The organism is Bacillus sp. LR_5 (assembly GCF_042709275.1).
This window is the reverse complement of record NZ_JAVAXX010000099.1, coordinates 1-19,883: the sequence shown is the minus strand read 5'-3', so window position 1 is coordinate 19,883 and position 19,883 is coordinate 1. Positions and strand designations below refer to the sequence as shown.

General features: G+C 43.9%; 19 protein-coding genes and 1 pseudogene. 17 read left to right on the top strand and 3 right to left on the bottom strand.

Features of this window, described 5'->3' with window-relative positions; genetic code table 11:
• The first annotated feature begins 40 nt into the window (after positions 1 to 40).
• From yukD to RAC86_RS19125, 8 genes are all read left to right on the top strand, one after another.
• Complete coding sequence (gene yukD, locus RAC86_RS19160) at positions 41 to 280, top strand: ESX secretion system protein YukD (RefSeq protein WP_010329928.1); 240 nt, start codon at positions 41 to 43, stop codon at positions 278 to 280.
• 14 nt (positions 281 to 294) lie between these two features.
• Positions 295 to 1,626, top strand: a complete 1,332-nt coding sequence (gene essB / locus RAC86_RS19155; protein ID WP_061188031.1) for a type VII secretion protein EssB — start codon at positions 295 to 297, stop codon at positions 1,624 to 1,626.
• A 60-nt stretch (positions 1,627 to 1,686) separates the two neighbouring features.
• Positions 1,687 to 6,174, top strand: a complete 4,488-nt coding sequence (gene essC, locus RAC86_RS19150) for a type VII secretion protein EssC (RefSeq protein ID WP_072565207.1) — start codon at positions 1,687 to 1,689, stop codon at positions 6,172 to 6,174.
• Positions 6,171 to 9,410 (top strand): type VII secretion protein EsaA, encoded by a 3,240-nt coding sequence (gene esaA / locus RAC86_RS19145; protein WP_072565206.1) that lies wholly within the window; start codon positions 6,171 to 6,173, stop codon positions 9,408 to 9,410. The genes essC and esaA overlap by 4 nt, the downstream gene beginning before the upstream one ends.
• 31 nt (positions 9,411 to 9,441) lie before the next feature.
• A complete protein-coding gene (essA, locus tag RAC86_RS19140) occupies positions 9,442 to 9,897 on the top strand; it encodes a type VII secretion protein EssA (protein WP_072566773.1) in 456 nt (151 codons plus the stop codon).
• Positions 9,898 to 9,960: 63 nt separating this feature from the next.
• Positions 9,961 to 10,692: a (S)-benzoin forming benzil reductase gene (locus tag RAC86_RS19135; protein ID WP_061188033.1), complete on the top strand. Its 732-nt coding sequence runs from the start codon at positions 9,961 to 9,963 to the stop codon at positions 10,690 to 10,692.
• A 197-nt stretch (positions 10,693 to 10,889) separates the two neighbouring features.
• Positions 10,890 to 11,420 (top strand): HD domain-containing protein, encoded by a 531-nt coding sequence (locus tag RAC86_RS19130; RefSeq protein ID WP_014114996.1) that lies wholly within the window; start codon positions 10,890 to 10,892, stop codon positions 11,418 to 11,420.
• 186 nt (positions 11,421 to 11,606) lie between these two features.
• Positions 11,607 to 11,843 (top strand): YuzF family protein, encoded by a 237-nt coding sequence (locus tag RAC86_RS19125; protein WP_014114995.1) that lies wholly within the window; start codon positions 11,607 to 11,609, stop codon positions 11,841 to 11,843.
• Positions 11,844 to 11,883: 40 nt separating this feature from the next.
• Here RAC86_RS19125 and RAC86_RS19120 read toward each other — a convergent pair.
• Positions 11,884 to 12,269, bottom strand: a pseudogene (locus RAC86_RS19120) (DUF2283 domain-containing protein).
• 113 nt (positions 12,270 to 12,382) lie between these two features.
• Here RAC86_RS19120 and RAC86_RS19115 point away from each other — a divergent pair.
• From RAC86_RS19115 to pdeH, 7 genes are all read left to right on the top strand, one after another.
• Positions 12,383 to 13,492, top strand: coding sequence for an AI-2E family transporter (locus tag RAC86_RS19115; RefSeq protein ID WP_014114993.1), 1,110 nt, complete (start codon positions 12,383 to 12,385; stop codon positions 13,490 to 13,492).
• Between the two features lie 59 nt (positions 13,493 to 13,551).
• Positions 13,552 to 13,773 (top strand): spore germination protein, encoded by a 222-nt coding sequence (locus tag RAC86_RS19110; protein WP_014114992.1) that lies wholly within the window; start codon positions 13,552 to 13,554, stop codon positions 13,771 to 13,773.
• A gap of 72 nt (positions 13,774 to 13,845) precedes the next feature.
• The gene (locus RAC86_RS19105; RefSeq protein ID WP_014114991.1) at positions 13,846 to 14,094 is read left to right on the top strand and encodes a YueH family protein; all 249 of its coding nucleotides are present in this window, start codon (positions 13,846 to 13,848) and stop codon (positions 14,092 to 14,094) included.
• 71 nt (positions 14,095 to 14,165) lie between these two features.
• Positions 14,166 to 14,564 (top strand): YueI family protein, encoded by a 399-nt coding sequence (locus RAC86_RS19100; protein WP_072565205.1) that lies wholly within the window; start codon positions 14,166 to 14,168, stop codon positions 14,562 to 14,564.
• A 96-nt stretch (positions 14,565 to 14,660) separates the two neighbouring features.
• Complete coding sequence (locus tag RAC86_RS19095; RefSeq protein ID WP_014114989.1) at positions 14,661 to 15,212, top strand: cysteine hydrolase family protein; 552 nt, start codon at positions 14,661 to 14,663, stop codon at positions 15,210 to 15,212.
• Positions 15,213 to 15,227: 15 nt separating this feature from the next.
• Positions 15,228 to 16,700 carry a nicotinate phosphoribosyltransferase gene (locus tag RAC86_RS19090; protein ID WP_014114988.1) on the top strand — a complete coding sequence of 491 codons (1,473 nt, stop codon included), beginning with the start codon at positions 15,228 to 15,230 and terminating at the stop codon, positions 16,698 to 16,700.
• A gap of 135 nt (positions 16,701 to 16,835) precedes the next feature.
• Positions 16,836 to 18,065, top strand: a complete 1,230-nt coding sequence (gene pdeH, locus RAC86_RS19085) for a cyclic di-GMP phosphodiesterase (RefSeq protein WP_014114987.1) — start codon at positions 16,836 to 16,838, stop codon at positions 18,063 to 18,065.
• Here pdeH and RAC86_RS19080 read toward each other — a convergent pair.
• Together RAC86_RS19080 and RAC86_RS19075 are read right to left on the bottom strand one after the other, a co-directional pair.
• Positions 18,041 to 18,400: a YuzC family spore coat inner layer protein gene (locus RAC86_RS19080; protein WP_072565204.1), complete on the bottom strand. Its 360-nt coding sequence runs from the start codon at positions 18,398 to 18,400 to the stop codon at positions 18,041 to 18,043. The two genes, pdeH and RAC86_RS19080, sit on opposite strands and share 25 nt — an antisense overlap.
• 114 nt (positions 18,401 to 18,514) lie before the next feature.
• A complete protein-coding gene (locus RAC86_RS19075) occupies positions 18,515 to 18,640 on the bottom strand; it encodes a hypothetical protein (protein ID WP_014114985.1) in 126 nt (41 codons plus the stop codon).
• Positions 18,641 to 18,861: 221 nt separating this feature from the next.
• On the opposite strand from RAC86_RS19075, the gene degQ reads away from it, so the two are divergent.
• Both degQ and RAC86_RS19065 read left to right on the top strand, forming a co-directional pair.
• The gene (gene degQ / locus RAC86_RS19070) at positions 18,862 to 19,002 is read left to right on the top strand and encodes a degradation enzyme regulation protein DegQ (RefSeq protein WP_003220708.1); all 141 of its coding nucleotides are present in this window, start codon (positions 18,862 to 18,864) and stop codon (positions 19,000 to 19,002) included.
• Positions 19,003 to 19,186: 184 nt separating this feature from the next.
• On the top strand, positions 19,187 to 19,883 hold a 697-nt coding region (locus tag RAC86_RS19065; protein ID WP_377885944.1), incomplete at its 3' end, for a polyprenyl synthetase family protein.

The window sequence follows — 19,883 nt, the reverse complement described above, 5'->3', positions numbered from 1 at the left end:
CGAGAAGACGGCGCTCTTTCTATGTAAGGGTGATCCTAAAATGTATATTGATATTACAATAGATTTGAAACATTATAATGGCAGTGTCTTTGATCTCAGATTGTCAGATTACCACCCGGTGAAAAAAGTAATTGATATTGCTTGGCAGGCTCAAAGCGTAGCTATACCTCCGCGCGAAGGGCACTGGATCAGAGTGGTTAATAAGGATACGGTGTTTTCCGGAGAATGCAAGCTATCAGATTGCGGCATTACAAACGGAGACCGGCTTGAAATATTATGAAAGGATCTGGTTGAATGTCAGGTAAACAAAAATCATATTTAGAAAACCAATTAGAAGCCGTTGCCGAGAAAACAGATGCCGGCTATACATTTACCTTTCAGCGGGAAAAAATAAAGCTCCTGGACGGTCTCGAAGCCAACGTGATCAAAGATGTAAATCCATTTTTTCATAAAGAGATCGATGTGACGGATGATGAAGTGATCATCACAATCCAACCTCCTCCCTCCTATAAAGCATTCCGCTTCATGAAAGCTAAAGATAAAAAAAGCAAATGGCAGTTTGCCTATCAGCTTGTTCAAGCTGTACAGCAGCACAATCTGTCAAGGCTGAATTTGATTGTCGCTCCTGAAAACATTGTATTCGATAAAGGCCTAACGCCTTATTTTCTCCATTATGGAGTAAAAGAAAGCATTCCTCCTTACGAGCATGATGAGGAAAGAGTGTGGAGGGAGCTGAAAGCGGCAGCGGCTTTGGCAGTTGACGGCGCTTTTGATTTTGAAGACTACCTGAAATTTAATGAAACGCTGACGTTCTCCGCAGAGGCTAAGGCGATATTGGATGCGGCGTCCTATGATGACCTGCTCGAGCTGATTCAAACCCATATCGATGAGCTCGAAGCCAAAGCGAAAACATACATACATATCCCGAGAAAGAAATGGAACATCCAGCGATATATCGGCCTGGGGCTCATTGTTTTGCTTGTGCCCGCCCTTATTTATTCGATGTACTCATTATTTTTCGCACAGCCAAAGCACCAGGCGATAGTGGACAGCAACCGTGCTTTCCTAAATAAGCAGTACAGTGAAGTTATCAGCACACTGTCTAAGTACGATGCGGAAAGCCTGCCTGAATCGGTGCAGTATCAGCTTGCTTATTCCTATGTAGAAGTTGAAAAACAGCTTTTAGATTATCAACGGGATAATATTGAGAAGCTAGTGACATTGCAATCTGAACCGCAGCATTTCCTTTATTGGATTGATATTGGTAGAGGGGATTATAAAGAAGCGATCAGTATTGGACATAAGCTCGAGTATAACCCATACATTTGGCTTGGCCTTTATAAATATAAACAGCAGCTCTTAGCTGAGGATAGTAATGATGAAGCAACTCAAAAAGAACTTGATTCTGTAGACAGCGAACTTGATAAAGTGAATAAAGCTAACGCTGAACAGAAAAAAGAATCGAATACTGAGTCTTCAACAACTGATACAACCGAAGAAAAACAACAAGCTGAAGAGAAAGCGGCAGAAGAAAAAGCCGCAGCCGAGGAAAAAGCGAAAAAAGAAGAACAAGCGAAGAAAGAAAAAGAAACAGAAAAGAAAGATGAGAAAAAAGATGACAAATAACGTGAGACATGAAGCGCAGGTCATCGCATGCTGCCATTCGGCCGTTAGGGGGTTCGCCATTTGAGTCTATTATGGGTTTTTTACCAAAATAACGTTCAAAAACTGAAATTGTCTGACCTCCCGTCGTCCCATCCGGTGACCATAGGGCCTGATGTGAAGGATTCCGTGACGATCGGCACCATTCCGTTTGAAAGCGGAGTGATTTCTCTTCAAAGAAAGGAATCCGGCGGCCAATACGAAGTTTTCCTGGGAAATGATTGTCTCGGCACGATTGAGCCTGATACATCATTTACTCTCCAAACGGATCAGCAGGGTATACGCTTGATCTTGATGGGCAGTGAGCCTGAGAAATCCATTTATTTTACGGGGAATCGGGATGAAATCATATGCTCTTCAGAAAAAACAAATGCAGATATTTATTTGAATCCGCAAGATTTTGCTTTTGCAGATCAAAGCACGTTTTCTATGCTTCGTGTCGGCGAAAGCTGGTCGGTTCATCCTGAAAGCGGGACGATCTTCTTGAACGGAGAGAGGATCATCGCCCATACACCGCTCCAGCCGGGGGATGAAATTTTCTGGAACTTTACGCAAATGAGAGTGACGGAACAAGACCTTTTAGAAATTGTTCATGTTGCACCTTTTGAAACAGCATTAACAGAAACGGTCAAACCGAGCACAGAGATGCAGAAAAAATACCCGCAATACAGAAGAACGCCGCGGATGGTGTACGATTTGCCGGATGACCGCGTTTCTTTCAGTTTTCCCTCTCAGGAGAGCGATCAAACCAACAGAGGGCTGTGGCTCGTCATTCTTCCGCCGCTTGTCATGCTGATCGTGATGGGCGTTGTCGCACTCATCCAGCCGCGCGGCATATTCATACTCGTTTCTCTGGCGATGTTTATGATGACCCTTATTACCTCGACGGTACAATATTTCCGGGATAAAAACCAGCGGAAAAAACGCGAGGAAAAACGGGAGCGCGTGTATAAGCTTTACCTAGACAATAAGCGGAAAGAGCTTCAGGCGTTAGCTGAAAAGCAAAAGCAGGTACTTGAATTTCACTTCCCTTCGTTCGAACAAATGAAATACTTAACAAGTGAAATCAGCGACCGGATCTGGGAAAAATCACTAGAAAGCAAGGATTATCTCCAGCTGCGGCTGGGGACGGGAACAGTCCCTTCAAGTTATGAAATCAATATGAGCGGCGGAGACCTGGCCAATCGTGATATTGATGACCTCATGGAAAAATCGCAGCACATGCAGCGTGTTTATAAGGATATCCGCAATGCGCCGGTTACGGTCGATTTGGCGGAAGGTCCGATGGGGCTTGTCGGTAAATCGCAAATTGTGAAAAATGAGATTCACCAGCTGATCGGACAACTGTCGTTCTTTAACAGCTATCACGATCTGCGTTTCGTTTTTATTTTTCATGAAGAAGAGTATAAAGACTGGGAGTGGATGAAGTGGCTTCCGCAATTTCAAATGCCCCATATTTATGCGAAAGGGTTTATATATAATGAGCAAACCCGAGATCAGCTCCTGTCTTCACTTTATGAATTGATCAGAGAGCGCGATCTTGAAGATGACAAAGAAAAACTGCAGTTCAAACCGCATTTTGTATTTGTCATCACGAACCAGCAGCTGATCTCAGAGCACGTCATTCTCGAATATTTAGAAGGACAGCATGAGCATCTGGGCATCTCTACAATTGTCGCTGCGGAAACAAAGGAAAGCTTGTCGGAAAACATTACGACTCTTGTCCGCTACATCAATGAGCATGAAGGCGACATTTTAATACAGAAGAAAAAAGCGGTAAGAATTCCGTTCCGCCTTGATCATCATCAACGCGGGGACAATGAACGGTTCTCACGCACACTGCGGACGCTGAATCATCAGGTCGGCATTACAAATTCCATTCCGGAAACGGTATCGTTCCTGGAGCTTTTCCATGCCAAGGAAGTAAAAGAAATCGGCATTCAGCAAAGATGGCTGACGAGTGAATCGTCGAAGTCGCTTTCAGTGCCGATCGGCTATAAAGGAAAAGATGACATTGTGTATCTGAACCTTCACGAAAAAGCCCACGGTCCGCACGGGTTGCTTGCGGGTACAACGGGGTCAGGGAAAAGTGAATTTCTCCAGACCTACATCCTGTCACTTGCGGTGCATTTTCATCCGCATGAAGCGGCTTTCTTATTAATTGACTATAAGGGCGGAGGGATGGCGCAGCCGTTTCGCAACATTCCTCACCTGCTCGGCACGATCACAAATATTGAAGGCAGCAAAAACTTCAGTATGCGTGCGCTTGCTTCCATTAAAAGTGAGCTGAAAAAAAGGCAGCGCCTGTTTGATCAGTATCAAGTCAATCACATCAATGACTATACAAAGCTGTACAAGCAGGGGAAAGCAGAAGTGGCAATGCCTCACTTGTTCTTAATTTCTGATGAGTTCGCCGAGCTGAAAAGCGAGGAGCCTGATTTTATCAGGGAGCTTGTCAGCGCCGCGCGTATTGGGCGAAGCCTCGGCGTTCATTTGATTTTGGCGACACAGAAGCCGGGCGGCATCATTGACGACCAGATCTGGAGTAACTCACGCTTTAAAGTAGCGCTGAAGGTTCAGGATGCCACCGACAGTAAAGAAATTTTGAAAAACAGCGATGCCGCAAACATTACCGTGACAGGACGCGGGTATTTGCAGGTCGGAAACAATGAAGTGTATGAGCTGTTCCAATCCGCCTGGAGCGGGGCTCCTTACTTAGAGGAAGTCTACGGAACAGAGGATGAAATTGCGATCGTCACGGATACGGGGCTGATCCCGCTTTCTGAAGTGGATACCGAAGATATCGCGAAAAAAGACGTTCAAACAGAAATCGAAGCTGTAGTTGACGAAATTGAACGCATCCAAGATGAAATGGGAATCGAGAAGCTGTCAAGCCCTTGGCTGCCGCCGCTCGCGGAACGTATCCCGCGCACTCTTTTCCCTTCAGAGGAAAAAGACCATTTCCACTTCGCGTATGTCGATGAACCTGATCTGCAAAGACAGGCGCCGATTGCTTATAAGATGATGGAAGACGGAAATATCGGCATATTCGGCTCTTCCGGCTATGGAAAATCGATTACAGCCGCAACGTTCCTGATGAGCTTTGCGGACGTATACACACCAGAAGAGCTTCATGTCTATATCTTTGATTTCGGAAACGGAACGCTTCTGCCATTAGCGAAGCTCCCGCATACCGCGGATTACTTCCTGATGGACCAATCAAGAAAAATCGAAAAGTTCATGATTCGAATCAAAGAAGAAATTGACCGCCGTAAACGTCTGTTCAGGGAAAAAGAAATCAGCCACATCAAAATGTACAATGCGCTGAGCGAAGAAGAGCTTCCGTTCATTTTCATCACCATTGACAACTTTGACATTGTCAAGGATGAGATGCATGAGCTTGAATCGGAATTTGTCCAGCTTTCCAGAGACGGGCAGAGCTTAGGCATCTACTTCATGCTGACAGCAACGCGGGTTAATGCGGTCCGCCAGTCATTATTAAATAACCTGAAAACAAAGGTTGTCCATTATCTCATGGATCAATCTGAGGGATATTCCATTTACGGACGGCCGAAGTTCAATCTTGAACCGATTCCGGGGCGCGTCATCATTCAAAAGGAAGAGCTTTATTTCGCGCAAATGTTCCTGCCTGTTGACGCGGACGATGATATCAGCATGTTCAACGGACTGAAATCAGACGTTCAGCATCTTCAGGAGCGCTTTGCTTCAATGGAGCAGCCCGCACCAATTCCAATGCTGCCTGAGAGCCTGTCGACGAGAGAATTTACTCTCCGCTTTAAGCTGGAACGCAAGCCTTTATCTGTACCGATCGGGCTTCATGAAGAAACAGTCAGCCCAGTCTATTTTGATTTAGGCAAGCACAAGCACTGCCTGATTTTAGGCCAGACCCAGCGCGGAAAAACAAACGTCTTAAAAGTAATGCTTGAACATCTGATTGATGATGAAACCGAAATGATCGGCCTGTTTGACTCGATTGACCGCGGCTTGTCCCAATATGCGAAGGAATCAGATGTCTCATATTTGGAAACGAAAGAAGATATTGAGCAGTGGATCGAAGCAGCAGAAGACATTTTCAAAACAAGAGAAGCCATGTATGTAGAAGCCGTCCGCCAGGGAGACGCGCAAAATCTGCGATTCTCACAAGTTGTGCTGATGATTGACGGGATTACGAGATTCCAGCAGACGATTGATACGAGAATACAAGACCGTCTCGCAAACTTCATGAAATCATATGCGCATCTTGGGTTCAGCTTTATCCCGGGCGGAAATCACAGCGAATTCTCAAAAGGCTATGACTCCTTGACGACAGAGATGAAGCAAATCCGCCATGCGATTCTGCTGATGAAAAAATCTGAGCAAAATGTCATTCCTCTCCCGTACCAAAGACAAGAGCCTGAGATTCAGCCGGGCTTCGGATATGTTGTGGAAAACGGGAAGGAGCAAAAAGTTCAAATTCCTTTATGTTCTGCTGAAAGGGAGAGTGCTAGATGACAGAACAACGAAAAAGCTTGATCAAGTTAATATCCGCCGTCATCATCATTTTGCTGCTGCCGGTTTTGTTTTTCCGCTTTATCGGAGACGATCCGACGAAGAAAGCAGTCAATTCCACGCGGCAAATCGCGGTGGTGAATGAAGACACAGGCGTATTGAGTGATGAGGTAAAATCTGATGAAGAGGACAAATCTGCCCAGTTCGGCAAGGAAGTAGCGGCCTTTCTGGGTGAACGTCCTAATTATTCATGGACGGTCGTAAACCGAAGCGCGGCCGAGACTGGTCTCGCATCAAAGAAATACGATGCGATCGTCTACATTCCCTCAGATTTCTCAAAAAACATTTTGAGCTATGACAAAGATCATCCTCAAAAAGCAACGCTCGAATTCAGCATTCAAGATAACCTGAATGCGGTCAACAAAGAAAAAGTTCAGCGTGAGCTTGAGGATGCGCAAAAGACAATGAACAAAAAAATGTCGGCCTTATACTGGAACTTTGTTTCACAAAAAGTGGACAACATCAGAGGAGAATTTGACAAAATCGTCAATAAAGAATCTGAATTCCAGAATGTCATGTACAACTTTTACAAACCAAGCTCTAATGATTTAGCAGGTGAAATCAAACAGCAAAAAGACTTAATCGATGAGCTGAAGAAATCAATGAACGAAGCGCAGGGTACGACAAAAGAAAAAGCTTCAACAGCGGAGGAAGCCAAAAACACGCTGAAAGAATTCATTGATACCGTTGAAAGATACAAAGAATATCAAGAAAATCAGAAAAAACTGCTTTTGGCAGCCCAGGATTCAACTCAGCAGCAAATCCAGACAGGTCTGGATGCAATCGCAGCACAGCAAAAGGCAAATCAGTTCAGCGAACGCATGAGCGGACTGGCAACTGGGATCAGCCAAGTGAAAACACAGCTTGCACAAACAAGTACAGTGTTGGCAAATGCCCAGCAACTTAGGGAGGGTCAAGTGCCTCAGCAGGAGCTTGGTATGGCGAAGATACAAAGCGATTTAATTAATCAATACCAGGTCGCATCAAAACAGACAGCATTAAATCAGGTTTATGAACTGCTTGTGCCAGCGCGTGAGGCACTGACAGTTGCGAAAGGGGACGATCCAGTCAAAGATGATGGCTCTGACAACAATGATCAAGATAAAGACCCAAAAGAAGAAGATCCTGAAGAACTGAAAATTGATCTTGAAAAACAGCGTGAAGAACTGAAAAACATCGCTGCTGATATTCAGGATATCTCAGACAATCTGAAGGAGCCTGAAAAAGAGGACCCTACTCCAGAGCCGGATACAAATTCCGGAAATAATGATGGAGACGGGACGATTCCAAATGATCAAAATGATAATTCTGGAGAAGACAATAACAGCAGTGATAACGGGACTGACGGACAAACGGACGGCGATACTCAGGATCAAGACCAGCAGCAGGGAACAGGCGGTCAGGAGCAGAACGGCGATGCCTCTAATGGTGAGTCAGACAGCGGACAAACCGAAACGGGTACATCTGCCGACAGCGGACAAACCGAAACGGGTACATCTGCCGAACAGACTGCTTCATCTGACTCAGCCCTTCAATTTATCAAGCTGGCAAATGAAGGCGGAACCGGAGATTCAGGAGATACTGGAGGCGACGGTGGCGCGGCTCAGCCTGAGGACGAAGGTCAAACAGGAAACGATGAGATTTCTGATATCGCCAAAGCAAAAGAACAGCTCAGCCAAGCATCTGAGCGAATCAAGCAAATTGAAGAAGAGCTCAAAGAAAAAGAAACTTCCCATAATGAAGAGCTGAAAAAGAAATTAGAAGAACTAAAAGAACAAATGGATGGTCTCAATGATGAAATTGTTGACTTGAAAGACAAAGTGGAAAAGCTAGAAGGTAAACTTGAAAACCTTGAAGCGAAACGGAAGCGGGAGTTCGAAGGGATTTACAGCGCGATTCGCGAGCTGGAAAATAAAGACCAGCTTCAATTCTCCGGAGAGATCAATACAGAAAGCATCTCCGCCTTAATGAGATACTATAAATATTTATCAGTTTATGATTCTGTATTATCCGGGACGATAGACAGCGCTGCGAAAACCAATGCAATTAAAGACCAGCAGGGCAACGTCAAATCAGTCTTAGCTCTCTCACCTGCAGAAACAGCCAGCTGGGAAGATCTTAAAAACAACACGATGCAAACCGATGAAGACATTAACAGCTTCATCGACGGCATGACCAAATTTACGGAGGACTACAGCGGCTTCATCCGTGACTCTCAAGCAGGTGTTCTTGACGAACTGACGAAAATCTCTGAAAGTGCCGCAAAAGCGTCAGAACAGCTGGTAACGGGCGCAACGCAGGAATCTGCGACGTTCAGTAACGACGGGCTGTCTGGCACAATGGCATTGAGTGTCCAAGATACGGTCGGCCAGGAAGTGCTGCAAATGTCAGACATGATGGGGTCATTGTCTGATCGCCAGTCAGGCATTATTGATTACACGACGAATATGCAGCAAAGCGTCAATGATGTTCAGGCGAAAGCTGACACCTTAAACAACAACTGGGGGAAAAATGTCGCTTCCACGAAACTCGTGCGCAATGACGTATACGGCATACTCGGAAATACATTAGTAGACGGGCAAAACAACGGCTATGTATATGATTACTTGGCGAATCCGCTTAAAATCAGCGGAGAGGTACCGGAAGAAAAAACTCAGACGGTGCCGCCGGTTGTCATCCTTGTCATTGTATTGATCAGCAGTCTGTTAATCGGCTATTTCAGCTCGTATTACCAAAACGCGCCGCTTCTCGTCAAAGGAGCGCTATTCGGAATTCTGAATATCCTTGTCGGACTCATGATCAGCTTGTTCGGTTTGAATATTTATTCATTGCCGGACGATCAGACGATTAAGTGGTCGGTGTTTACGATTCTATTGCTAGTCGCAAGCTCTGCCTTCATCCGGACAGCATTCAGATTCGGATCGATCCCTGGATGGGTTGCTTCAGCGGCAATGATTCTATTCTACGTCGCACCGCTTATTGATTTGATTATGCCGAACTTTACATTTGAAGATCCGGTTTCGAAAGTATATATCGACATCCAGTACGGTACAGGACACTTGTTTACAATGGGAATAACGGTTCTGCTGATCATTACGGTGATTGCCGCGGCTCTGCCGCTGATCATCCGGATGATGGCCGAACACACAGCAGAAAGCGATGAAACGTATGAAGCGTAATCGCAGCATGGAAAAGGGGATCATGATTTGTATGCTCTCCTTTTCCCTTTTCATACCCTCTGCCGTAGCAGCCGAAACCGAGGAAAACACAGATGTCGCGCCAAACCAGTATGAGAAAAAAGACATCGAAATTGATACGAATTATTTGCATGAAGATACCTACTATGAAGAGAAAACAGAACTGCCTGAGGAACAGAAGGATATCACTTTCGATAAGCCCGAGGACAAGGACGCCGAGCTGATAAAAGATTTGTTTACATCAACAAATGCCGAGGAATCCAACACGATTGCGGCCCAGTCGAAACAGCTCGGGATTACGTTTGCTGAAAAACCAATTACAAAGACGTCATCCACGGAAACAGAAGAAGGACAAGAAACATCTTCATTGCTGCTTCCGATTATCTATGTTGTGCTGATCCTGCTCGGAATTGCAGGCATTGTGTTTCTCATCCCAAAAGTCACAGCGCAGGAGAACAAAAAGGCATAGGCCCTGTGCTTGTGTTGTGCAAAAGCGGTACCGTACAATAGGAATGGAAGGAGGAGGTTTCCAATGGAACTTTATATCATCACCGGAGCGTCAAAAGGACTGGGTGAAGCCATTGCATTACAGGCTTTAGAGAAGGGTCATGAAGTCCATGCCTTATCCAGAACGAAAGCGGATATCTTTCACGAAAAACTGACGCAGCATCAAATAAACCTCATCAATCTCGCAGAAACTGAACAGCAATTTGAAACATTGCTTTCATCCATTAATCCAGATCGTTATTCAGGTATTACCCTGATCAATAACGCCGGAATGGTAACGCCGATCAAACGCGCCGGCGAAGCGTCTCTTGACGAGCTTCAGCGCCATTATCAGCTGAACCTGACTGCGCCCGTCCTTTTGAGTCAGCTGTTTACAAAACGATTTGCTTTATACAGCGGCAAAAAGACGGTTGTCAACATTACGTCAGGCGCCGCCAAAAATCCATATAAGGGATGGAGCGCGTATTGCAGCTCAAAAGCCGGACTCGACATGTTTACGAGGACATTCGGATTTGAACAAGAAGATGAAGAACTGCCAGTGAACATGATTTCTTTCTCACCAGGTGTTATGGACACTGAGATGCAAGCTGTCATCCGTTCTTCATCGAAAAAGGATTTCCACGACATTGAACGTTTCCAGAAATTAAATGAAACAGGAAGCCTTCGCAGTCCGTCCTTTATTGCCGGCACACTGCTTTCTTTATTAGAAACAGGGACAGAAAACGGACGCATTTACGATATTAAAGAGTTTTTGTAGAGCAGACATTTTCTGCTCTTTTTTTTTATAAAAAAGTCAAACGCCCTCGCATTCTGTTGAGCAGCCGCATATACTGACTGAAACTCTGCTTTTAGGGTATAACAATGATGATTAGAAGACAAAATGATGTGACATAAGAATTGAGTTTCTCTGCAAATTATGTTAGGATTCTAAAAATATCTAAAGGAGGGGTTTCCATGAGAAAGGTTACATTAATGGATGTTTTCACCCATCCAATTGCACAAAAATATCTACAGCGTTCCGGCGTGGCACATGCGATTGCCTGCGCTTACCATGCGTACAGGCTGTCTATAAAGGCTGACATCAACCCTGATTTAGCTGCAAAAGCGGCGCTGCTGCATGACATCGGCCATTATGAATGGTATACAGACGGAAAGTGGGACTATGAGAAATACAAAAGAAATGACATTCATGCCATTAAAGGGGCGGAACGGGCTCATAAGCTTCTGATTCGGCTTGGCGAGGAACCGAAAGCGGCAAAAGAGATTGCCCTTGCCATTTTGCTTCATACCGATTCCTATTTACCTGAAGGCGAATTAGATAAAAACACGCTGCAGCAGATTGTCAAAAAAGCGGACGAACTTGATGAAGAGCCGGGAGGCCACCATCATTACCGCCAAATCGATCCTTCAACTGCACGTAAAAAAATAGAAAAGCTGGACCGATTAATCGACCAAGCCCAGGCATCCATGATAAAGCCTGTATAAGTCCCGTTTTTTCACGGAACAGCGCCAGCTCTCTTCGCTGTCTCCGCTTCATCACCATTTCCTTTACACCCGCTTCCAAACATATTCTCCTAAAATCCCCGCGTTCCTGGTTTTATCAGGTAAGCCTGTGTCATTATCCATAATTGCGGCATAAACTGAGATAAAACATCAAAAGGGGATTGAAGTATGGTCAACCAAGGTAGTCCGCAACTGGTCTCTTTAGTCGATCCTTATGTCTATCAGACCATTAAAAAGCTCATCGGCTCAAGGTTCGTGATACAGACAGTACGAGATACGGTCAGAGGCAGACTGATCGATGTAAAACCTGACCATATCACCATTGAAGGAGCCCGAAATTCTGTTTGTTTGATCAGAATGCAGCACATGATTTCCGTTACGCCAGATTATAGTGAGCGGGTTTAACAGTGCTTGCGCATGAAAAATAGGCGTACACCGGGACGTCCTATTTTTCAGTTAAGCGCTGTAAAAAAGCACTATGATACAATGTATCGTCAAGGTCAAAACCGGCAAATTCTTGATAGTCACCATCTGAAAAACAAAAAGTGACGCCGTACACTGTATAGCAGGAACGGACTAAGCGTGCTGGCGGACACGAAAATGATAACCATCTGAATCTTTTACATATAGCCGGGATTTCCCGGCAAATGGGGCACAGAGCAGTGCTGCCTCACCAAAACATTCGAATCCGGAAATTTTGCCGTCTTGGCTGATATCCAGCAGGATGCAATCATTGACTCTAAGCTCCTCAGACCGTACATTCCTGCTCTTTTTTGGAGGAAGAACATAGGTATAAGCCAGTGAATCTCTGTCGTATGTGACTGCCTGCATCATCAATACTCCTTTCATTATATTAAGAGTTCTGATATGAGTTCATTTTTGTTACAATGATGGGTATAAGTCCTTTTATCTGACAGACAAAGAAAAACTAGGAGGAACAAAGCTTGTTGAAATCAAAAGTCCATTTTTGGACATTGCAGATTTTATTTGTTTTGCTGATTATTTACGTAGCAACAAAGGTTTCATTTGTATTTCAGCCGTTTATTGTTTTTATCTCGACATTGTTTTTCCCGATGCTGATTGCGGGAATTTTGTATTTCATTTTTAATCCGGTCGTCCGCCTGCTTGAGAAAAAAATTCCGCGGACATTATCCATTCTATTGATCTATTTACTATTTATCGGTTTGCTGGCCTTCGTTTCAGCGTCAGTCGGACCTGTCATAACATCGCAAGTGACCGGGCTGTTTAACAATCTTCCTGATTATATAAAACAGATTCAGTCGCTCACAAAAGATATGTCCCATTCCCAATGGTTTACCTGGATGATGAATCAGGATTATGTATCGATATCAAAAATTGAACAGTCGTTGACAAGCTTTCTCCAAAACCTGCCGCAAAATATCACGTCCAGTTTATCTGCGGTGTTTGGTGTCGTGACAAACATCACGCTTGTTATTATCACTGTTCCATTTATCCTTTTTTATATGCTGAAAGACGGACACCGCTTTCCGCATCTAGCGGTAAAAATTCTTCCGGCTTCCTATCGGACAGAAGGCTTAAAGATTTTTAAAGATTTATCCGATACGCTTGCGGCTTATTTTCAGGGACAGCTGTTGATCTGTCTTTTTGTCGGAACAGCGTGTTTTATCGGCTACTTAATTGCCGGGCTGCCGTATGCCTTAATTCTTGGGATTGTCATGGCGATTACCAATATCATTCCTTATGTCGGGCCTTTCCTCGGTGCTGCGCCGGCTGTCATTGTTGGTTTTATGGACTCTCCGGCCAAAGCACTGTTTGCGATTATTGTGGTTGTCATCGTTCAGCAGCTCGACGGGAACCTGCTGTCTCCTCTCGTGATCGGAAAGCGGCTGAATACGCATCCGCTTACGATTATTTTGCTGTTGATCGGAGCTGGAAGCTTCGGCGGAATTCTCGGCATGATTTTAGCAGTGCCGGTCTACGCGGTAGTGAAGGCATTCTTCCTGAATATTGTCCGCTTGATCAAGCTTCGCCAGCGGTCACGCCTTGAAGAAAACGCCAAATCCGCTGAATAGGCGGGCACCATTTGCGCCTCTTTGCATATGATGCTGTAAATCAATGCGGAGGTGGGGAAATGCCTGCGATTGTAGGTCCGATTTATATTATGTCCATATCAGGTGATGCAGCGGCCAGCTTTGGAGATGTGTTTGCGATTTCGCCAAAGAGCGTTGATCACACAGGCGCAGGATCGGGTGCGTTTCAATTAGGTGATTATATGAAGGTCAATAATGAACACAGTAAAACGATTTTCAAAGATGCCGATATCATTGATGAAACAGTTTCGTTTAACGGGTAACAGCCTTTTCAGGAGAGGCTGTTGCTTTTTTATTGTATAATATGGGTAGTCTTTGAATAGAGAGGTCATGTTATGAAAATCAGAAAAGCGAATATCAATACGCAAACCGGAATGATCACGGACGTGTATCTGCATGAAAACAGAAAAGAACTGCGCACGCTAGTAGCGGTTCCGCAGCTGGAGTGGAGTACGATCATTTCTTATGAAGAAGATAAAGCATCTCTGCCTGAACGGCTGGAAGCTTCTTTGCGCCGGCATACAGAGGAAGAACCGGCTGGTGAGCTGGCCAAAAAAATCATTCATTGGGTAACAGAAATGTAAACCGCCCTTGAAAGTTTAGCTCCTGCCTGATCAGGTGATAATGAAGACAAACAAGACGGGAGGACAAGCTTTTGAGTGATGAAAAAATGGATCTCTATTTGCAGCAAGGAATGTACGGGCCCTTGGAGACAAAGCCTGACGAGCGCCATTTGTTTTTAGGCTCATTAAGGGAAAGAGTGCTTTTGGCATTGACAAAAGGGCAGGTGCTCAGAAGCAAACCGTATGAAGAAGCGGAGCAGGCGCTGAAAAACAGCAAAAACATAACCTTTTTGATTAATGGAGAGCTTCAGTATCAGTCGTACTCTCCCTATATCCAAATGGCGAACCGGAACGGAGTGCACTTCAAGATCGTATCAGATCTTCAGTTTCATACGCCTTTAGGCCTTGTCATTGCGGCTGACATCGCTGTGAATCGTGAATTGATATATATTCAGGACGACATTTTTAACCGGTCAGTGCTGAAACCTTAAGAGACAAACGGACCGTTTGTCTTTTTATTCATGGCAATTCACTTACAACTGGAGATAAGATATAATGTTCTCATACTGATGGCGGGGAGGCCGGCTATGAAAAAAGCACTTATTTGTATTGATTATACGAATGATTTTGTGGCGAGTGACGGAAAATTGACCTGCGGGGAGCCCGGCAGAATGATTGAAGAGGCGATCGTCAATTTGACTGAAGAATTCATCACAAACGGTGATTACGTCGTATTAGCAGTAGATTCTCATGATGAAGGGGATCAATATCACCCTGAAACCCGTCTTTTTCCTCCGCATAATATTAAAGGCACGGATGGAAAAGATCTGTACGGAAAGCTTTTGCCTCTATATCAGCAACATGAACATGAACCAAATGTTTACTACATGGAAAAAACGAGATATTCTGCTTTTGCGGGAACTGATTTAGAGCTCAAACTCAGAGAGCGGCAGATTGACGAACTGCATCTTGCCGGTGTCTGCACAGATATTTGTGTGTTGCATACAGCGGTTGACGCTTACAACAAAGGTTTTCGGATTGTTGTGCACAAACAGGCTGTTGCCAGCTTTAATCAGGAGGGGCACACGTGGGCTCTTTCCCATTTTGCAAACAGCATCGGAGCGCAAGTGGCAGAGTAAGGAAGGGGAAAAACAGTGTTAGAGTATGGATTTAAAGATGACAGCCTGTCATTACATACAGACCTTTATCAAATCAATATGGCAGAAACTTACTGGAGAGACGGCATTCATGAAAAGAAAGCCATTTTTGAGCTTTTTTTCAGAAGGCTTCCGTTTGAAAATGGTTATGCGGTGTTTGCAGGTTTGGAAAAAGCCATCGAATACCTGGAAAATTTTAAGTTTACGGATAGTGACCTGAATTATTTACAGGAAGAACTCGGGTATCATGAAGATTTTATTGAATATTTGCGTGGTTTAACGTTTACAGGTTCACTTTACTCCATGAAAGAAGGAGAGCTCGTATTTAACAATGAGCCGATTATGAGGGTGGAAGCCCCCCTTGTAGAAGCGCAGCTGATTGAAACGGCTTTGCTCAACATTGTGAACTACCAAACATTAATCGCAACAAAGGCTGCCCGGATTAAAGGCGTCATCGGCGATGAAGTCGCACTTGAATTCGGAACAAGACGGGCGCATGAAATGGATGCAGCCATGTGGGGAGCGAGAGCAGCCTTAATCGGCGGATTCAGCGCGACAAGCAATGTAAGAGCCGGAAAGCGCTTTAATATCCCGGTATCCGGCACGCATGCGCATGCGCTTGTGCAGGCTTACCGTGATGAATATACAGCTTTCAAAAAATACGCGGAAACGCATAAGGATTGCGTCTTCTTAGTCGACACGTATGACACGCTTCGCTCAGGCATGCCGAATGCGATTAGAGTGGCCAAGGAATTCGGAGACCGCATTAATTTCATCGGCATTCGCCTTGACAGCGGCGATTTGGCGTACCTGTCAAAAAAAGCCCGGAAAATGCTCGATGAAGCAGGATTTACAGATGCGAAAGTCATTGCTTCAAGCGATTTGGATGAGCATACCATTATGAATTTAAAGGCTCAGGGAGCGCGCATTGATGTCTGGGGTGTCGGTACGAAGCTGATCACGGCCTATGACCAGCCGGCTCTCGGCGCGGTTTACAAACTCGTTGCCATTGAAGAAGATGGGAAAATGGTCGACACGATCAAAATTTCGTCCAATCCTGAAAAAGTGACAACACCGGGCAGAAAGAAAGTGTATCGCATTATCAATCAGTCCAATCATCATTCTGAAGGCGACTATATTGCGCTATATGATGAGCAGGTGAATGATCAAAAGCGGCTCAGAATGTTCCACCCGGTTCATACATTTATCAGCAAATTTGTCACGAATTTTTATGCGAAGGATCTTCATGAGCTGATTTTTGAAAAGGGCATTCTCTGCTACCAAAACCCTGAGATCTCAGACATACAGCAGTATGTGCAGGATAACCTCAGCCTGCTGTGGGAGGAATATAAGAGAATCAGCAAGCCGGAGGAATATCCGGTAGATTTAAGCGAGGACTGCTGGAGCAATAAAATGCAGAGGATTCACGAAGTGAAAAGCAGACTTGATGAAGAGCTTGAGGAAGAATAAAGAAAACTGGCCTTTCGTTCGCGAAGGGCCAGTTTTCTTTTTGAATATATTATTTTTCATGTTTAGACAATTTTCGTCAAATTATTTGATATACTTAAGGGTGAAAGCTGCGCGTATTGTAAGGGGGATAAATCAATGAGGGTGTTTGTTGCAAGACAGCCTATTTTTAATAGAAAAGAACAGGTTGTTGCTTATGAACTGCTGTATAGAGAAAGCGAAGAGAATGTATATAGCGCGAAAGACGGCGATCAGGCAACAACAGATTTAGTAATCAACAGCTTTTTAAACATCGGAATTGAGAAGCTGACGGAAGGGAAACGCTGTTTTGTTAATTTTACGGAAAGCCTGATGTTTTCGAACCTTCCTACCTCCTTCAATCCGAAACAGCTTGTCATTGAAATCCTTGAAGATATACCGATCACGCCGGCCCTCATCTCAAGATGCAAAGAGCTGAAAAAAATGGGGTATATGCTGGCACTTGATGATTTTTATGCAATAAACCCGCAAAATGAAGGCTTATTGGAAAAGCTCATGAGCTATATTGATATATTGAAAATTGATTTTCTCAAAACAACACGAATGGAACGCAGAAAAATTTTGCAAACCTACGGCTGCAGAGGCTTGATTTTTTTAGCGGAAAAAGTAGAGACCCGAAAAGAATATAAACAAGCGGCACAAGACGGCTTTCAATTATTCCAGGGCTACTTTTTCAGCGAACCGCGCATCATCAGCGGGCATGATCTGTCGACTCATTTCTATTCTTACTATGAACTGCTTAACGAATTGAGCAAAGAACAGCCTAACATAAAGCGTGTGACCGAATACATAGAGCGGGATTTATCACTGTCCTATCAAATCCTAAAATTTTTAAACTCATCCCACAGCCGTTTGAGCCAGAAAATTGAAAGCATTCAACAGGCCATTATGCTGCTTGGGTTTAATGAAATCAAACGGTGGATATACATTCTTTCCTTTAAGGATTTAAGCAGAAAAGGGCATTCCAGCAAGCACGAGATCATTAAGATTTCTTTGATGAGAGCAAAGCTTTGTGAGCTGCTGGCGAGAAAAACAGCCCGGCCGCAGCCTGCGTCTTATATGCTGATCGGAATGTTTTCTCTCATAGACACCCTGCTGCACCGAGAAATAGAGGAGATTATTCAAGAATTGCCTTTAAAAGATGAAGTCGGGCAAGCGTTATTAGGCCATCAAAACGACTATTACCAAATGCTTGAGCTTGTGAAATTAATTGAAAGCAACAACTGGGACACTTGCACAGAATTAGGCAAAGAACTGGATAAAGAAGAAGCGTATGAATGTTACCTTGAAGCTCTGGAGTGGTGTCATAATCTGATGGACGCAAAATGATTGCGGTCCTCTGACCACCGCAAAGCAAGAATCATTCGGCTTTGCGTCCCGATGAGGGTGATGTAGATGCCGTCGGGATTAAAGACCGTATCCACTTCATGCCGTACGCCCATTTGTTTGATCAGGCGCTTTACAGATTGTTTGTCTGACTGCTCGGCTGCGGTCAGAATGCGGTGCGAGAGCTCCCGCGAGCCCGCAATGCGGCTGAGAATAAGCTGGGCATCGGCGAACAGCCCTGACGCTTCCCTCGCTGAACGGATAAAGACATCTGGATTGGCAGGAGGGCGGCGAATCTCATACGGATAGGCGTAAAACCAAGGATAACGATAACTCATGGGAGCACCTCACACAAAAGGGATGTTTCTATATGTATAGATCCTTAATTGCCGAATATGACAAAGCGAAAAGGCCACAACTTTAGCGTTGCGGTCTTTTTCGGTGTTTGTCGGTCAGGATACGCCAAGAATCGCATATTCATTTTTGAAAATACAGTACCAAGGACTATAGTCTTGCTTAGTAAAAATGCGAAACCCGTTAAAATCAAGGAGATTAAGAATCTTTCTCAATTTCAGCACATATTAACGCTCTTCCGCATAGAAATATAGTCCCGTTCTCGTTGTGATTCCTTTGAGCATAAGGACCTATTGAGATTTGCGGTGTCACGCAGGACTTTTTTGTATACTTTTCGGTGAAAAATAAGCCGAAAGCAGATACACTATTAGTAACAGATCAAATACCTAGGACTCGTTCACCATACACAATTCATTGATCTTTCAAAAAAAGGAGTGTGGAAACGATGGAAAAGAAACTTGAAGAAGTAAAACAATTGTTATTCCGACTCGAACTTGATATTAAAGAAACGACAGATTCATTACGAAACATTAACAAAAGCATTGATCAACTCGATAAATACAATTATGCAATGAAAATTTCGTGAAAAAGACTTGGAAACAAGTCTTTTTTTTCGTTCTACCGATACAATAAATGGATAAAGTATTATATGATTGTTAAAAAACGAAAAACCTGCTGTCCTTTAAATGTCCCATTTAGTAAAATGGAATGGGAGGGGGGAAGTCGTTATTGAGCAGATATGTTTAGATTCTGTCCGGATCAAGGAGAAAATGAAGGAGATTGTAAGCCAAAAAATAATGAATCAGGACTTGGAACGATATCTTCAGAATTTTATTGAGTCTAAGGATACGTTTGAGTTTGCCGATTTGGCTCTTCATCATTATTTAGCTTTTAACGGTCAGGACCAAAAAGCAATCGAATTGCTAGCTGCCGGAATTGAATTGCTTATACTCTCATTCGATATTTATGATGACTTAGAGGATCAAGATAATGGAAGTGCTGTCTGGATGAAGATTGACTCGTCAATCGCTTTAAATGCAGTTACAGCTCTTTACACCCTAAGTATACAAGTGATGTGTCAAGCTAGTCATGAACCAGAATTTTCACAAGAGATATTGAATTTTGCGTTACAATCAATTCAAGGCCAGCATAATGATATTGTGAATGCGCCGCAAACTGAAGAAGCCTGTCTTGAAATGATCAAAAATAAATCAGGAGCGCTAACGGCATTGCCTTGTGTAATGGGAGTAATGTTGGCAACAGGCAAATATCATCCCATCGTGGCTTCTTATTCTTATGAACTTGGGATTATTTCACAGATCGATAATGATTATAAAGGTTTGTTTTACTTAAATAACGATTTTGTTCAGAAAAAAAATACATTGGCATACTTATACTTAAAGAAACAATTTAACGATGCTTCAGCGGAGCTACTAAGTTTATATCAAAAACCAGAGGAATTTGTTT

Bases quoted from the DNA above. Each gene is read 5' to 3' on its own strand.
- essA (WP_072566773.1), top strand. From the start codon at position 9,442: ATGCTCTCCTTTTCCCTTTTCATACCCTCTGCCGTAGCAGCCGAAACC.
- degQ (WP_003220708.1), top strand. From the start codon at position 18,862: ATGGAAAAGAAACTTGAAGAAGTAAAACAATTGTTATTCCGACTCGAA.
- RAC86_RS19130 (WP_014114996.1), top strand. From the start codon at position 10,890: ATGAGAAAGGTTACATTAATGGATGTTTTCACCCATCCAATTGCACAA.
- esaA (WP_072565206.1), top strand. From the start codon at position 6,171: ATGACAGAACAACGAAAAAGCTTGATCAAGTTAATATCCGCCGTCATC.
- RAC86_RS19110 (WP_014114992.1), top strand. From the start codon at position 13,552: ATGCCTGCGATTGTAGGTCCGATTTATATTATGTCCATATCAGGTGAT.
- RAC86_RS19080 (WP_072565204.1), bottom strand. From the start codon at position 18,400: ATGAGTTATCGTTATCCTTGGTTTTACGCCTATCCGTATGAGATTCGC.
- pdeH (WP_014114987.1), top strand. From the start codon at position 16,836: ATGAGGGTGTTTGTTGCAAGACAGCCTATTTTTAATAGAAAAGAACAG.
- RAC86_RS19135 (WP_061188033.1), top strand. From the start codon at position 9,961: ATGGAACTTTATATCATCACCGGAGCGTCAAAAGGACTGGGTGAAGCC.
- RAC86_RS19125 (WP_014114995.1), top strand. From the start codon at position 11,607: ATGGTCAACCAAGGTAGTCCGCAACTGGTCTCTTTAGTCGATCCTTAT.
- RAC86_RS19105 (WP_014114991.1), top strand. From the start codon at position 13,846: ATGAAAATCAGAAAAGCGAATATCAATACGCAAACCGGAATGATCACG.
- yukD (WP_010329928.1), top strand. From the start codon at position 41: ATGTATATTGATATTACAATAGATTTGAAACATTATAATGGCAGTGTC.
- essB (WP_061188031.1), top strand. From the start codon at position 295: ATGTCAGGTAAACAAAAATCATATTTAGAAAACCAATTAGAAGCCGTT.
- RAC86_RS19095 (WP_014114989.1), top strand. From the start codon at position 14,661: ATGAAAAAAGCACTTATTTGTATTGATTATACGAATGATTTTGTGGCG.